This window comes from Streptomyces griseus subsp. griseus (genome assembly GCF_000720255.1).
Lineage (GTDB): Bacteria > Actinomycetota > Actinomycetes > Streptomycetales > Streptomycetaceae > Streptomyces > Streptomyces griseus_I.
On the sequence record NZ_JOJE01000005.1, the window covers coordinates 510,967 to 525,379 of the forward strand.

Below are 14,413 nucleotides of genomic sequence, written 5' to 3' on the forward strand. Positions count from 1 at the left end.
GACAGTCGGCGAAGTTCCCGGAGGTCGTACGCCGAGAGCGAGAAGCCGGTCGCGGGCAGCGATGGCGTAGCCTGCGGGCAGTCGTGCCGAGGGGCCGCCCGGTGGGCGCACGCGGCGCCTCCGGGTGCCGGACAGGGCGTTGTACACCGGGTCCCGGCCCGTCTTGTCAGTGCCACGGTCCACAATGGTCCGCATCAGATCCCGTCAAACGCTTCAGCAAGTGAGTGAGCCGAAGGGGCGCGTCGGTGTCCCGCACCGGCTTGAGCACCCTGTAGGTGAACCACCAGGAATCAGGAGGAGCCGGCAGCGATGGCCCGCCGCAGCACGAAGACCCCGCCGCCCGACGACTCGTACGAGGAGAAGATCCTCGACATCGACGTCGTCGACGAGATGCAGGGCTCCTTCCTCGAGTACGCGTACTCGGTCATCTACTCCCGTGCCCTGCCCGATGCCCGGGACGGCCTCAAGCCCGTCCACCGCCGCATCGTCTACCAGATGAACGAGATGGGCCTGCGTCCCGACCGCGGCTATGTGAAGTGTGCCCGCGTCGTCGGCGAGGTGATGGGCAAGCTGCACCCGCACGGCGACGCGTCGATCTACGACGCCCTGGTGCGCATGGCGCAGCCCTTCTCGATGCGCGTACCGCTCGTCGACGGACACGGCAACTTCGGCTCGCTGGGCAACGACGACCCTCCGGCGGCCATGCGGTACACGGAGTGCCGCCAGGCCGCGGCGACGAGCCTGATGACCGAGTCGATCGACGAGGACACGGTCGACTTCAACCCGAACTACGACGGCCAGGAGCAGGAGCCGGTGGCCCTGCCCGCCGCCTTCCCGAACCTGCTGGTCAACGGCGCGTCCGGCATCGCGGTCGGCATGGCCACGAACATGCCGCCGCACAACCTCGGCGAGGTCATCGCGGCCGCCCGCCATCTGATCCGCCACCCGAACGCGGATCTCGAGACGCTGATGAAGCACGTCCCCGGCCCCGACCTGCCCACCGGCGGCCGGATCGTGGGTCTGGCCGGCATCCGGGACGCCTACGAGACCGGCCGCGGCACGTTCAAGATCCGCGCGACGGTGTCGGTGGAGACCGTGACCGCGCGCCGCAAGGGCCTGGTCGTGACGGAACTGCCCTTCGCGGTCGGTCCCGAGAAGGTCATCGCCAAGATCAAGGACCTGGTCGGCTCGAAGAAGATCCAGGGAATCGCCGACGTCAAGGACCTCACCGACCGTGAGCACGGCCTGCGCCTGGTCATCGAGATCAAGAACGGCTTCGTGCCGGAGGCCGTCCTGGAGCAGCTCTACAAGCTGACGCCGATGGAGGAGTCCTTCGGCATCAACAACGTGGCGCTGGTGGACGGCCAGCCGCTCACGCTGGGCCTGAAGGAGCTCCTCGAGGTCTATCTCGACCACCGCTTCGAGGTCGTGCGCCGCCGCAGCGAGTTCCGCCGGAGCAAGCGGCGCGACCGTCTGCACCTGGTCGAAGGCCTGCTCACCGCGCTCGTCGACATCGACGAGGTCATCCGGCTGATCCGCTCCAGCGACAACTCCGCCCAGGCGAAGGAGCGCCTGATGGAGCGCTTCTCCCTGTCGGAGATCCAGACCCAGTACATCCTCGACACCCCGCTGCGCCGTCTGACCAAGTACGACCGCATCGAGCTGGAGGCGGAGAAGGAGCGGCTCAACACGGAGATCGCGGAGCTGACCCGGATCCTGGAGTCGGACGCCGAGCTGCGCAAGCTGGTCTCCTCCGAACTGGCCGCGGTGGCCAAGAAGTTCGGCACCGACCGGCGTACGGTGCTGCTGGAGTCCTCGGGCGCCCAGGTGGCGGCGGTCCCGCTCCAGGTCGCGGACGACCCGTGCCGGGTCCTGCTGTCCTCGACGGGGCTGCTGGCCCGTACGGCGAACGGCGAGCCCTCCGCCCAGGACGCGGACGCCCGGCGCGTCAAGCACGATGTGATCGTTTCCGCGGTGCCGGCGACGGCGCGCGGCGAGGTGGGAGCGGTCACCTCGGCGGGCCGTCTGCTGCGGATCAACGTCATCGACCTGCCACAGTTGCCGGACACGGCGTCCGCCCCGAACCTCTCGGGCGGCGCGCCCCTCGCGGAGTTCGTCTCCCTGGAGGGCGACGAGACGCTGGTCTGCCTGACCACGCTCGACGAGTCCTCCCCCGGCCTCGCGCTCGGCACCGAGCAGGGTGTCGTCAAGCGCGTGGTGCCGGACTATCCGGCGAACAAGGAGGAGCTGGAGGTCATCACCCTCAAGGAGGGTGACCGGATCGTCGGCGGGGTCGAGCTGCGTACGGGCGAGGAGGACCTGGTCTTCATCACCGACGACGCCCAGCTGCTGCGCTACCAGGCCGCCCAGGTCCGTCCGCAGGGCCGGCCCGCGGGTGGTGTGGCGGGCATCAAGCTCGCCGAGGGCGCCAAGGTCATCTCCTTCACGGCGGTGGACCCGGCGGCGGACGCGGTGGTCTTCACGGTCGCGGGCTCGCGCGGAACGTTGGACGACTCCGTCCAGACCACGGCGAAGCTGACTCCGTTCGACCAGTATCCGCGCAAGGGCCGAGCGACCGGTGGCGTGCGCTGCCAGCGGTTCCTGAAGGGCGAGGACTGTCTGTCGTTGGCCTGGGCCGGACCCGCCCCGGCCCTGGCCGCCCAGAAGAACGGCACCCCGGCCGAGCTCCCCGAGATGGACCCGCGCCGGGACGGCTCCGGTGTGTCGCTGGCGAAGACGGTGTCGGTGGTGGCCGGGCCGGTCTAGTCCTCGGGGACCCCGTCGCCGGGGTCCGCCGGCACGTCGGGGGGATCCGCCGGTACGTCGTCCTCGTACCGGCGGGGTTCCGGTCCGTCGTCCGGGTCCCGCACGTAGCGCAGGACGCCCCACATGCCGTGTTCGTCGGCGTGTGGGGCGTCGCTCTTGCAGTCCTCGAGTTCCTTGCCGAGGGCGGGCGCGTCGATGCCGGAGCCGATGAGGACGAGCTGAGTGAGACGGTCCTCGGCATCCGCCCAGGGCTCCGGATAGAAGCGCAGGAAGCGTCCGACGGCGTGGACGGCGTAGCGGTTGCGCACGTCGTAGGGGCCGAAGTCGACGTACCCCTTGATCCGGTAGAGCCCCTCGGGCCGGCTGTCCAGGAAGGTCATCAGCCGCCGGGGGTCGAGCGGCACCTCGGAGGCGAAGGACAGGCTGTCGTACGAGCTGTGCAGGTGGCCCGCGTGATCGTCACCGGATCCGTGGTGGAGGTCGTCGAAGGAGAGCTGCCCGACGCGCTCCTCGCTCGGACGGCAGTCGAAGAGCAACTCGGGGTCGATCCGGCCGTGACGGGCGGGCACGACCGCGGCGCGGTCCGTGAGCGACCGGACGAGGCCGAGGACGCGCTCGGCGTCGGGTGCGCGGTCGAGCTTGTTGACCACGACGAGGTCGGCGAGCGCGAGGTGCCGGTCGATCTCGGGATGCCGGGCGCGGGTGTCGTCGAACTCGGCCGCGTCGACGACCTCGACGAGCCCTCCGTACACGATCCCCGGGTGCTCGCTGGCCAGCACCATGCGCACCAGCTCCTGGGGCTCGGCGAGCCCGCTGGCCTCGATGACGACGACGTCGATGCCGGTGGCGGGGTTGGCGAGCCGCTCCAGGTAGACGTCGAGTTCACTCGCGTCGACGGCGCAGCACAGACACCCGTTTCCGAGGGAGACGGTCGAGTCGCCGAGCGCGCCGGCCACGGCCATGGCGTCGATCTCGATGGCGCCGAAGTCGTTGACAAGGGCTCCGATGCGGCTGCCACCACTGTGGTGGAGGAGGTGGTTGAGCAGGGTCGTCTTCCCGGAGCCCAAGAACCCGGCGAGTACGACGACCGGCACCTGAGGCGGACTGCTGTGGCCCAACGCGCGACCTCTCTCACACCGACGTGTGCACCGGCTCGCGGTCCCGGCGCACGTACGAGTTTTGAATGTTGCCCCAGGATACGAGCCGGAAGAATCACCGCGAAGTGAACGATTGTTAGCAGCACTTGCGGGGCAGACGTTGGGCATGGCGCCGGAGCGTGCGACCCTCACTTCCTTCCGTGCGCCTCCTCTCCGCCTCCCCGCCGGCCAGAGTCGCTCGGCACCCTGGGAGACGGCAAGCGCCGCCCACTGCTCGCCGGTCCCCCTCAGTCGACCCGCATTCCGACGACCGGCGGACGGCTGCCTGATTCGGGGGTTGACATGGCCACACAGAGGAACAAAGCGGGGAGGCTGGGCTCCGCCGCGGCCGGCCTGGTGCTCGCCACCGCCGGGCTGACGCTGGCCGCGCGTCAACGACGGCTCGAGGAGGCGCGGCTGGAGGTGCGGAGGCTGGAACTGGAGGAGCTGGCCTCGCAGCGCAAGGCTCTCGCGCATCAACAGCGCATGCACTGGGAACTGTTGGCCAAGGCGATCGACGACCCCTCCCTGGCGTCCGTGATCGACACGTACGACAAGAGCATCCCGGCGGAGAAGCGTCGCCAGTTCTTCTACGCCAACGCGTGGTACGTAAACCTCTACCACCTCTACCGAGCCGGAATGCTCGACCAGGAGGAGCTCTACGGGCGTCTGCGGGAGATCTTCCAGAGCCCCGTCGTGCGGGAGTACTGGGAGGCTTCCAGAGCTCAGCGCGCGACCCTGACGGACTCGTCCGACGAGGCCAGGATCGGCCGGATGGTCGACGGCTTGATCAGGGACCTCGACGAGGCCGACACGGACGAGTGGTGGGTGGTGGGCGAGCCTCCGGCCGAGTGACACGGCTGGGTGACTTTTGTCCACGCAGACACGTACACCTCCTGAATCCCAGTAACGTGCTGCCGAGCATGTGCCCAAATCTTCTGTAAGGACCGGTAACCCTTGAAGATCGTGCGCCGCATCGGTGTGCCTCCGAGCGCCCGTGGCAGTACCTCTGGAGCCAACTGCCCGGACGTGTTCGAGCTGAGTGACGGCAACTTCGCCGTCATCGGCACGGAGGCCACCGAGGCGCTTGAGCGAGAACTGCCTGCCGATGCTTCCCGCGCCGACTACGAGCGCATCGTCATCGTCAGCCGGGAGACCCTGATCCGCGCCAAAGCGGACATCCCCGACGCCTGACCCTCCCGTCGTCCTCCCCGGCCACCGCAACCGTCGAGTGAGCCGGGCACCCGTCCGGCGAGCAGCCCGGCACCCCGTCACTGCTCGGTCAGTCTCCGATGAGGCCTGGCGCCAGAACGGCACCAGGCCACACGTGTGCCATCAGGCCACCGCCGGCACGGCCACCGGCGCTCCAGGGCCCACATAGCGCGCCACGGGACGGATGATCTTCCTGTCCTCCGCCTGCTCCAGGATGTTGGCGCTCCACCCCACCACCCGTGCCGCCGCGAACGTCGGGGTGAACATCTCGCGCGGCAGACCGCACAGCTCCATGACCACGCCGGCGTAGAACTCGACGTTCGTGTGCAGCTCCCGCCCGGGCTTCAGCTCGGCCAGGATCGCCTCGACCTGCCGCTCCACCTCGACGGCGAAGTCCACGCGAGGGCCGCCGAAGTGCTGGGCGATCTCGCGCAGCATGCGGGAACGGGGGTCTTCCGTGCGGTAGATGGCGTGGCCGAAGCCCATGATGCGGTCGCCCGCGAGGACACGTTCACGGATCCACGCGTCGATGCGGTCGGGGGTGCCGATCGCGTCCAGGGTGTCCAGCGCACGACTGGGGGCCCCACCGTGCAGGGGTCCCGACAGGGCTCCGACAGCTCCCACCAGACAGGCCGCAATGTCCGCACCCGTCGAGGCGATCACCCTCGCTGTGAAGGTCGACGCATTGAATCCGTGATCAATGGTTGAGATCAAGTACTGCTCTATGGCCCGGGTCTGCCGCTGGTCCGGCTCCTTGCCCGTCAACATGTACAGATAGTTCGCCGCGTACGACAGGTCCCCACGCGGCTCCACCGGATCAAGCCCGTTGCCCAGCCGGTGCAGCGCCGTGAGCAGCGTCGGCACCGCCGCTGCCGCCACCACGGAGTCCGCGCGGCGCCGGTCCGCCTCGATGTCGTACACCGGACGGAAGCCCTTCGCCGCACCCAGCAGCGACAAGGCCGTGCGCATTCCCGCCAGGGGGCCGGAGTCCCGGCCGGCGGCCGCGATGCCGGGAAGGGCGGCGCGCACCGCGTCGGGGAGGCGGCGCAGGGCCGCGGTCTCGGCGGTGAAGGCGGCGGCGCGTGCCGCGTCGGGCAGTTCGCCCTGGACGAGGAGGTGCCAGACGTCCTCGAAGCTCCGGGTCCGCGCGAGTTCGACGGCCGAGTACTGGCGGTAGTGGTAGAAGCCCTCGAGCCCTCTGACGTCCCCCACTTCGGTGTCGGTGACGACGACGCCCGCGAGTCCTCGCGGCACGTCGACAAGTGTGGCTGCCGACCTGTTGACGGACATGATTTCCTCCCTGGACTTGATTCAACTGTCCATAATTGACTCTACTACTGTCAATATTGATTGAATCAATGTAAGTCGGCGATGGATACGGTGACCTTCATGCGCGACCAGGAACCCGGCCCCGGCCACCCCGAACGACGGCTCAGCACCAAGGAGGCCGCCGAGTTGCTCGGTGTGAAACCGGAGACCGTGTACGCGTACGTGAGCCGCGGTCAGCTGAGCAGCAGACGTGTGCCCGGAGGCCGGGGCAGTACCTTCGACGCCCAGGAGGTGGAGGCGCTCGCCCGGCGCAACAGGCGGGAGAACGGCGGGACTCCCCAGCCCGCGGCCGAGCTCGCCGTACGGACCCGCATCACGCTCATCGAGAAGGACCGGTACTACTTCCGGGGCGTGGACGCGACCGCGCTGGCCGCTCGGCACTCCTACGAGGAGATCGCCGAATGGCTGTGGACCGGTCGGCTGCGCCCGGGTGTCGCGTTCACCGCGCCCGAGACGTCCGTGGCGGTCGCCCGCCGCGCGGTCGAGGCGCTGCCCGAGCACACCGGCCCCACGGACCGGTTGCGGGTCGCCGCGATCGCGGCCGCGGCGGCGGATCCACTGCGCTTCGACCTCTCCGAGGACGCGGTCCTCGGCACAGCGCGCACCTTGATTCCCACCCTGGTGGCTTCCCTGCCGCCGCAACGACGCAGCCACCGCGACGCGGGACCGCTCGCCCACCGCCTGTGGGCACGGCTCAGCGGACGGCCCGCCGACGAGGCGTACCTGCGCACACTGGACACGGCCCTGGGCCTGCTCGTCGATCACGACCTGGCCGCGTCCACCCTCGCGGTCCGCGTCGCCGCGTCGGCCCGAGCCCACGCCTACGCGGCCGTCTCAGCCGGACTCGGGGTGATCGAGGGCCCCCTGCACGGCGCCGCCAGCGGGCTCGCCCACCGGCTGCTGCTCGAGGTGCTCGACCACGGTGACGCCGCACCCGTGATCGCGGACGAACTGCGGGCCGGCCGCCGCATCCCGGGGCTCGGCCACCGGCTCTACCCGGCCGAGGACCCGCGCGCGAGGGCCCTGTTCGCCCTCCTGGAGGAAATCCCTCACGCCGCGCCCGCGCTCGCCGCGGCCCGCGACATCGTGGCCACCACCGCCCGCCACGCACCGCTGCACGCCAACGTCGATCTGGCACTCGCCGTTCTGACGGTGTCGTCCGGCATGTCCTCCACCGCGGGCGAGACGATCTTCGCGGTCGCCCGGACCGCGGGATGGATCGCGCACGCCCTGGAGGAGTACGGCGAACGCCCGCTGCGCATGCGCCCGAGCGGCCACTACGTGGGCCCCAGGCCACCCCAGCCCCTCCCCGAGCCGTTCGAACCCCCCGCGTAGGGCTGCGGCGCGGCCGGAAGCACCCGGTCGAAAATCAGGTTAGGCTCACCTTTGTGAGTACGTGTGCGACCGTCTCGCAGGACCTCGACGAGCCCGTTTCCGCCACCGCGGCCACGGCGCAGACCTGGCTGTTGCTGGAGCAGTCCGGCCCCTGGGGCGCCAGGGCGCTCACTTCGAGCCATCTGGACCCCGCCCTGGGCCGCGCCCTGGAGGCCGCTGCCGACGGCACGGGCGTACGTATCGCACTCATCCGCCGCCCCGGACGACACGCCGACTTCGGCACGGCCCAGCTGCGCCGGGTGTACGCGGCCCACACCGTCCCCGGCCGGGTGTGGCTGCACGGCGCCATCACCACCGACCCCCGCCAGCTGCTCAACCTCGACTTCGCCGCGCTCGGCAGGGGCGACGCGAACTCCTTCGACACGGTCCTGCGGGGCCGTCCTCACACGGGCGACCCGCTCGCTCTCGTCTGCACCAACGGCAAGCGGGACCGCTGCTGCGCCCTCCTCGGCCGACCGCTCGCCGCCGAGCTCGCCGCATCCGGCACGACAGGCGTCTGGGAGGTCACGCATCTGGGGGGCCACCGCTTCTCGCCGACCGTGCTCGTCCTGCCCTACGGCTACGCCTATGGCCGGGCGGCGGCCCACGCCGTCAAGGACGTCCTGCACGGCGTGCAGGAAGGCCGGATCGTCATGGCGGGGTGCCGCGGACGCTCCGCCTGGGAGCGGCCCGGTCAGGCGGCGGAGCTGGCCGTGCGCAGGGCGACCGGCGAGCACGCGGCGGACGTGCTGAGCGTCGTGCGGACGGACGGCGACGCACCGCGCTGGGAGGTGACCGTCGCCCACTCGGACGGGCGCCACTGGCGGGTCGTCGTGGCGCAGGGCGCGTCCCAGCCGCCCCGCCCGGAGAGCTGCGGCACGTCGGTCCTGGGGACGCCCGGACGTATGGAGGTCGTGGAGCTGCGCCAACTGGCGGCCACGGCGCTGGCGAGCTGACGCCTTGCCCGTAGCTCCCCAGCGCTGCGCCTCTCCGTAGGCCCTTCGCGTTGCCGCCCCTCCACGGCGCCTCTCCGGAGGTCCTCCGCGTGCCGCTCCCTCCACGGCGCCTCTCCGGAGGACCTCCGCATACCGCTCCCTCCACAGCGCCTCTCCGGAGGACCTCCGCATACCGCTCCCTCCACAGCGCCTCCGTCCCGCCCCTCCGCAGCGCCCTCCCGGGCTCCGACCGAGAGATCCACGCCACACCCCTACGGCAAGTCCCGTACCCCCACGTACCGTCGTGGGTATGAGCCGCACTCCCCCTGCCCGACGCCTGCGCCTGGGCATGCCCCGTCGCGTGTTCTCGCAGATCCTGATGATGCAACTGGCGATCGCGGCGGGTGTGGTGGTGCTCGCGACCGGTCTGTTCCTCGCCCCGCTCAGCCACCAGCTGGACGACCAGGCGATGCGGCGCGCCCTCGCGATCGCGCAGACCACCGCGGCCATGCCCCAGATCGCCCAGGACCTGCAGACCACGCGACCGTCGGTCCACGGGCCCGTGCAGCGGGAGGCGGAGCGCATCCGCAAGGCCAGCGGTGCCGAGTACGTGGTGGTGATGGACACGCACGGGGTTCGCTGGTCGCACACGGACATCAAGCAGATCGGCGGTGTCGTCTCGACCGACCCCAGCCAGGCGCTGGCGGGCAAGGACGTCATGCAGATAGACAGCGGCACCCTGGGCCGCTCGGCCCGCGGCAAGGTGCCCCTGCGCGACAGCCACGACCGCATCATCGGGGCGGTCTCGGTCGGCATCGAGTACGACAGTGTCCGGGCCCGGCTGATCCATGCCATCCCGGGGCTTTTCGCCTACGCGGGCGGTGCGCTGGCCGTGGGCGCGTTGGCGGCCTGGCTGATCTCCCGCCGGGTGCAGCGGCAGACACGGGACCTGGCCTTCTCCGACATCTCGGGGCTGCTGGCGGAGCGGGAGGCGATGCTGCACGGCATCCGGGAGGGCGTCGTCGCGCTGGACCGTGCCGGCCGGATCCGCCTCCTCAACGACGAGGCGCAGCGTCTGCTGCACATCGGCGACGAGGTCGTCGGCCGGTCTCCCGACGAGGCGCTCGGCGAGGGACGCACCGCGGACGTCCTGGCCGGCCGGGTGAGTGGCACGGACCTGCTGACCGTGCGCGGCCAGCGGGTGCTGGTCGCCAACCGGATGCCCACCGACGACGGCGGCGCCGTCGCCACCCTGCGCGACCGCACCGAGCTGGAACAACTCGGCCGGGAACTCGACTCCACGCACGGCCTCATCGACGCGCTGCGCGCGCAGGACCACGAGCACGCCAACCGCATGCACACATTGCTCGGGCTGCTCGAACTGGAGATGTACGACGACGCCGTGGAGTTCGTCGGAGAGGTGGTCGGCGACCACCGGGTCACCGCGGAGCAGGTCACCGAGAAGATCGCGGACCCGCTGCTCGCCGCTCTCCTCGTCGGCAAGGCGACCGTCGCCGCCGAACGCGGCGTCGCCCTGTGGGTCTCGGACCGCACCCGGCTCCCGGACCGGCTGATCGATCCCCGCGGGCTGGTCACGGTCGTCGGCAACCTGGTGGACAACGCGCTCGACGCCGTCGGGGGCACGCCGCACGCGCGCGTGGAGGTCGAACTGCGCGCCGAGGGTCGCACCGCCGTCCTGCGCGTGCGGGACACCGGTCCCGGGATTCCGGCGGAGCAGCGGGAACTGGTCTTCACCGAGGGGTGGTCCACGAAGAAGCCGCCGGCCCACGGCAAGCGCGGAATCGGACTGTCCCTTGTGCGCAGGCTCGCCGAACGGCAGGGCGGCAGCGTGGCGGTGACCGAGGCCGACGGCGGGGGCGCGGAGTTCACCGTCGTCCTGCCCGAGGCGCTGACCGAAGCCGCCCTGGAACCCGCCCTGACCGCCCCCACGCAGACCGCTGCCGAGGAGGAGACCCGATGATCGAGGTGCTGGTCGTGGACGACGACGCCAGGGTCGCCCGGGTCAACGCCGCCTACGTGGAGAAGGTGCCGGGCTTCCACGTCGCCGCCGAGGCGCACAACGCGGCCGAGGCGCTGCGACAAGTTGAGGCGCTGCCCCGGCTGGACCTGGTCCTCCTCGACCACTACCTGCCCGACGAGACGGGGCTGGAGGTCGTGCAGGAGATGCGCCGGCGTGGCCACCAGACCGATGTGATCATGGTGACGGCCGCGCGGGACGTCTCCACGGTGCAGGCGGCGATGCGCCACGGGGCGCTGCAGTACCTGGTCAAGCCGTTCAACTTCGCGGGTCTGCGCGCGAAGCTGGAGGCGTACGCGGAGCTGCGCCGCACCCTCGACGGCGGTGGCGAGGCGGAACAGGCCGACGTGGACCGCATCTTCGGCGCGCTGTCCGCGTCCTCGGAGCCGGGGCTGCCCAAGGGGCACTCCCCCACCACCGCGGAGCTCGTGCGGCAGTCCCTGATGAACGCGGAGGGGCCGCTGTCGGCTCAGGAGATCGCCGATCGGACCGGGGTGAGCCGTCAGACCGCCCAGCGCTATCTGAAACTCCTGGAGCGCACGGGGAGGGCCCGGCTGACCCTCAAGTACGGCGACGCGGGCCGCCCGGAACACCGTTACGTGTGGGCGACCCGCGCGTGAGGGCCGTGCGGCGGGGTGCGGCGGTCAGCCGGCCGCCTTCTGGACGAACTCCGTCGTGTACGTCTTGTTCAGGTCCACCTTGGCGTTCTTGATGTTCGGGTTGAACGCCTTGAGGACCTTCTCGACGGTCTCAGGACCGTCCTTGGGCATGACGCCGTCCTTGGTGAACATCGGCAGAGTGCTTTTGATCGCCGACGCGTAGAGGATCTTGTTGCCCTGCGAGTAGTCGGCGGGCATCTTGTCGGCGATCTCGGAAGCGCTGTGGGTGGACATCCACTGCAGCGTCTTGACGAATGCGTTGGCCAACTTCTGGACGGTGTCCTTGTGGCTGTTCACCCAGTCCGTCTGCATGTACAGACTTGACGACGGGTAGGGCCCGCCGAGCGCCTCGAGCGAGCCGGCGGGCGTACGCATGTCGAGGAGGACCTTGCCCGCCCTCTTGGCGAGGATGGTGGCGACGGTCGGGTCGGTGGTCATTCCGCCGTCGATGGAGCCCTGCTGGAGCGCCGAGATGAAAGTCGGGCCCGCGCCCACGGCGACCGGCGTGAACTCGCTGACGTTCACGCCGTTCTTGACCGCGAGGTACTTGGTCAGGAAGTCGGTCGAGGAGCCGAGGCCGGTGACACCGAGTTTCTTGCCCTTGAAGTCCTTGGGTGAGGTGATGTCGTCGGCCGCCTTGTTGGAGACGACCTCCACCTCGCCGGGCGCGTGCGAGAACTGCACGACGGACTCGACGGACTTGCCCTTCACCTGGAGGTCAAGGGTGTGGTCGTAGAAGCCGACCGCGCCCTGCACCTGTCCGGAGACGAGGGCGGTCTCGGCCTGCACGCCGGCCGGCTCGCTCAGCAGCTCGACGTCGAGGCCCTCGGCGTCGAAGTAGCCGAGCCGCTGGGTGAGCATCGCGGGCAGGTAGATGACCTTGTCGAGGCCACCGACCATGATCTTGACCTTCGTTCCCTTGCCGTCACCCTTGCTGCCGGAGCCGCTGGACGCGGTGCTTGCGGCGTCGTTGGCACAGGCGGTGAGTGAGGAGAGGGCGAGCAGTCCGGCGGCTGCCAGGGCGGCGTATCTGGCGGGCTTGCGCATGGCGGTTCACGTCCTTGTGAGAGGGCGGTACGAGGAGAAGGCACACGGAGAGGAGAGGGCGGCACACGGAGGAGGAACGAACGAGGGCGAGGGCGTCGGTCGAGGGGGTCAGCTGTCGGAGCCCGACGGCTTCCACCGGAAGATGCGGCGCTCGGCGAAGGTCAGCAGACCCTCGGCGACGAGTGCGACGACGGCGAGGATGACCATCGCGGCGTAGACACCGGCCGCGTTGAAGGTGCCCTGCGACTGGGCGACGAGCAGGCCGATGCCCTTGGTCGCGCCGATGTACTCGCCGACGATGGCGCCGATCAGGGCGAAGCCGAAGCTCACGTGGAGGCTGGTGAAGATCCACGAGGTGGCCGACGGGATGACCACCTGAAGGGTCACTCGACGGTCGCTCGCACCGAGGATGCGGGCGTTGGCGACCAGGTTGCGGTCGACCTCGCGGGCGCCCTGGAAGGCGTTGAAGAAGACCGGGAAGAACACCAGGACCACGGCCGACGCGACCTTGGAGGCCGGCCCGAGGCCGAACCAGATCACGAAGATCGGCGCAAGGACGATCCTGGGAATCGAGTTGAGCACCTTGATGTATGGACCAAGGACATCGGCGAGGAAGGTGATCCTTCCCAGGGCGATGCCGAAGACGACACCGGTGACGACACCGATGATCCAGCCGAGCAGCGCCTCGTGCAGCGTGTACCAGATCTGCTCGCCCAGGGAGCCGAGCGCGGTGCCGTGGGTGATCCAGGTCCAGATCTGGTCCCAGATCTTCGAGGGCATCGAGAAGTTGAACGGGTCGATGGTCTTGGTGCGGGCGAGCAGCTCCCACAGGCCCAGTACGCCGATCAGGAGCAGTACGCGCGCGCCGTTGACGACGGCTTTGCGTCTGCGGGCCGCGCGGGCCCGGGACTGGGCGCGGTTGGGCGCCTTGACGGTGTCGACGACCGGTGTGCTGAGAACCTCATGCGACATGCGCGGCACCCCTCTCACGGGTGATGCGGACCTCTTCGCCGAGGGACTCCCAGATCTCGCGGTAGATCTCGATGAAGCGCGGCTCCAGGCGGACGGACTCGACCTTGCGGGGCCGGGGCAGGTCGATGTCGAAGATGTGCTTGACAGTGGCGGGGCCCGCCGTCATCACGACCACCTTGTCCGCCAGGGCGATGGACTCCTCCAGGTCGTGGGTGACGAAGACGACAGAGGCGCCCGTGCCTTCCCACAACTCCAGCAGCTCGTCCGACATCAGCGCCCTGGTCTGCACGTCGAGGGCCGAGAACGGCTCGTCCATGAGCAGGATCTCGGGGTCGTTGACGAAGGTCGCGGCGAGCGCGACGCGCTTGCGCTGACCGCCGGAGAGCTGGTGCGGGTAGCGGTCCTCGAAGGCGGCGAGCCCGACCCGGGCCAGCCATTCGCGCGCCTTCTGCTTCGCCTCGGACTTGGGTACGCCACGGAAGCGCGGGCCCGCCATGACGTTGGACAGGACCGTACGCCAAGGGAAGGTGGCGTCCTGCTGGAAGACGAAGCCGACCTTGTCGCCGACGCCCCGGACCGGCTTCCCGGTGACCAGGACCTCGCCCTCAGAGGGCTCTTCCAGGCCGCTGACCAGCGTCAACGTGGTCGACTTACCGCAGCCGGTCGGTCCTACGACGGCCACGAACTCGCCCCGTCCGACCGTGAGGTCCAGGGCCCTGACGGCCGTGTGCAGACCCCCCGACGGGGTCTTGAAGATCTTGCTCGCGCCACGCAGTTCGATGGCGGGGCTGGTGTCTGCGCTCATGGCCGGGGACAGTAGGTGTGACCCGGGCCACGACAGCAGCCTTGTGGGCACATGCGCTTCTTTTGCTTGCAACGGCCTGTTGTGCTCGTTTTGCTCGCGCTACAACAACGGAGCCGAAACACGGGCTTTACGCGCCTGGG

General features: G+C 70.0%; 12 protein-coding genes. 7 read left to right on the forward strand and 5 right to left on the reverse strand.

The window, feature by feature from the left end; translation table 11 throughout:
- Positions 1 to 309: 309 nt before the first annotated feature.
- Positions 310 to 2,766 carry a DNA gyrase/topoisomerase IV subunit A gene (locus tag IG99_RS10415; protein WP_037672072.1) on the forward strand — a complete coding sequence of 819 codons (2,457 nt, stop codon included), beginning with the start codon at positions 310 to 312 and terminating at the stop codon, positions 2,764 to 2,766.
- Here the strand turns inward: IG99_RS10415 and IG99_RS10420 are convergent.
- Positions 2,763 to 3,860: a CobW family GTP-binding protein gene (locus IG99_RS10420; RefSeq protein ID WP_394297997.1), complete on the reverse strand. Its 1,098-nt coding sequence runs from the start codon at positions 3,858 to 3,860 to the stop codon at positions 2,763 to 2,765. The genes IG99_RS10415 and IG99_RS10420 overlap by 4 nt on opposite strands.
- A gap of 345 nt (positions 3,861 to 4,205) precedes the next feature.
- On the opposite strand from IG99_RS10420, the gene IG99_RS10425 reads away from it, so the two are divergent.
- A complete protein-coding gene (locus IG99_RS10425) occupies positions 4,206 to 4,757 on the forward strand; it encodes a DUF6082 family protein (RefSeq protein ID WP_037672074.1) in 552 nt (183 codons plus the stop codon).
- A gap of 102 nt (positions 4,758 to 4,859) precedes the next feature.
- Positions 4,860 to 5,096 carry a hypothetical protein gene (locus IG99_RS10430; protein ID WP_107055875.1) on the forward strand — a complete coding sequence of 79 codons (237 nt, stop codon included), beginning with the start codon at positions 4,860 to 4,862 and terminating at the stop codon, positions 5,094 to 5,096.
- A gap of 141 nt (positions 5,097 to 5,237) precedes the next feature.
- Here IG99_RS10430 and IG99_RS10435 read toward each other — a convergent pair whose 3' ends face one another.
- A complete protein-coding gene (locus IG99_RS10435; RefSeq protein ID WP_037672076.1) occupies positions 5,238 to 6,404 on the reverse strand; it encodes a citrate synthase/methylcitrate synthase in 1,167 nt (388 codons plus the stop codon).
- Between the two features lie 99 nt (positions 6,405 to 6,503).
- Between IG99_RS10435 and IG99_RS10440 the strand changes: the two genes are divergently transcribed.
- The 4 genes from IG99_RS10440 (at position 6,504) to IG99_RS10455 (ending at position 11,410) form a co-directional block, all read left to right on the forward strand.
- The gene (locus tag IG99_RS10440) at positions 6,504 to 7,778 is read left to right on the forward strand and encodes a citrate synthase (RefSeq protein WP_037672326.1); all 1,275 of its coding nucleotides are present in this window, start codon (positions 6,504 to 6,506) and stop codon (positions 7,776 to 7,778) included.
- A 53-nt stretch (positions 7,779 to 7,831) separates the two neighbouring features.
- A complete protein-coding gene (locus IG99_RS10445; protein ID WP_037672077.1) occupies positions 7,832 to 8,773 on the forward strand; it encodes a sucrase ferredoxin in 942 nt (313 codons plus the stop codon).
- Between the two features lie 289 nt (positions 8,774 to 9,062).
- Complete coding sequence (locus IG99_RS10450) at positions 9,063 to 10,733, forward strand: sensor histidine kinase (protein ID WP_037672079.1); 1,671 nt, start codon at positions 9,063 to 9,065, stop codon at positions 10,731 to 10,733.
- Positions 10,730 to 11,410, forward strand: a complete 681-nt coding sequence (locus IG99_RS10455; protein WP_037672081.1) for a response regulator — start codon at positions 10,730 to 10,732, stop codon at positions 11,408 to 11,410. The genes IG99_RS10450 and IG99_RS10455 overlap by 4 nt, the downstream gene beginning before the upstream one ends.
- Before the next feature lie 24 nt (positions 11,411 to 11,434).
- On the opposite strand, the gene IG99_RS10460 is transcribed toward IG99_RS10455, so the two are convergent.
- From IG99_RS10460 to IG99_RS10470, 3 genes are all read right to left on the reverse strand, one after another.
- Positions 11,435 to 12,496, reverse strand: coding sequence for an ABC transporter substrate-binding protein (locus tag IG99_RS10460; RefSeq protein WP_037672082.1), 1,062 nt, complete (start codon positions 12,494 to 12,496; stop codon positions 11,435 to 11,437).
- 108 nt (positions 12,497 to 12,604) lie between these two features.
- A complete protein-coding gene (locus IG99_RS10465) occupies positions 12,605 to 13,468 on the reverse strand; it encodes an ABC transporter permease (protein WP_037672084.1) in 864 nt (287 codons plus the stop codon).
- Entirely contained in the window at positions 13,458 to 14,273 is an 816-nt protein-coding gene (locus tag IG99_RS10470; RefSeq protein WP_037672086.1) for an ABC transporter ATP-binding protein, read from the reverse strand. The genes IG99_RS10465 and IG99_RS10470 overlap by 11 nt, the downstream gene beginning before the upstream one ends.
- Between the last annotated feature and the right edge of the window lie 140 nt (positions 14,274 to 14,413).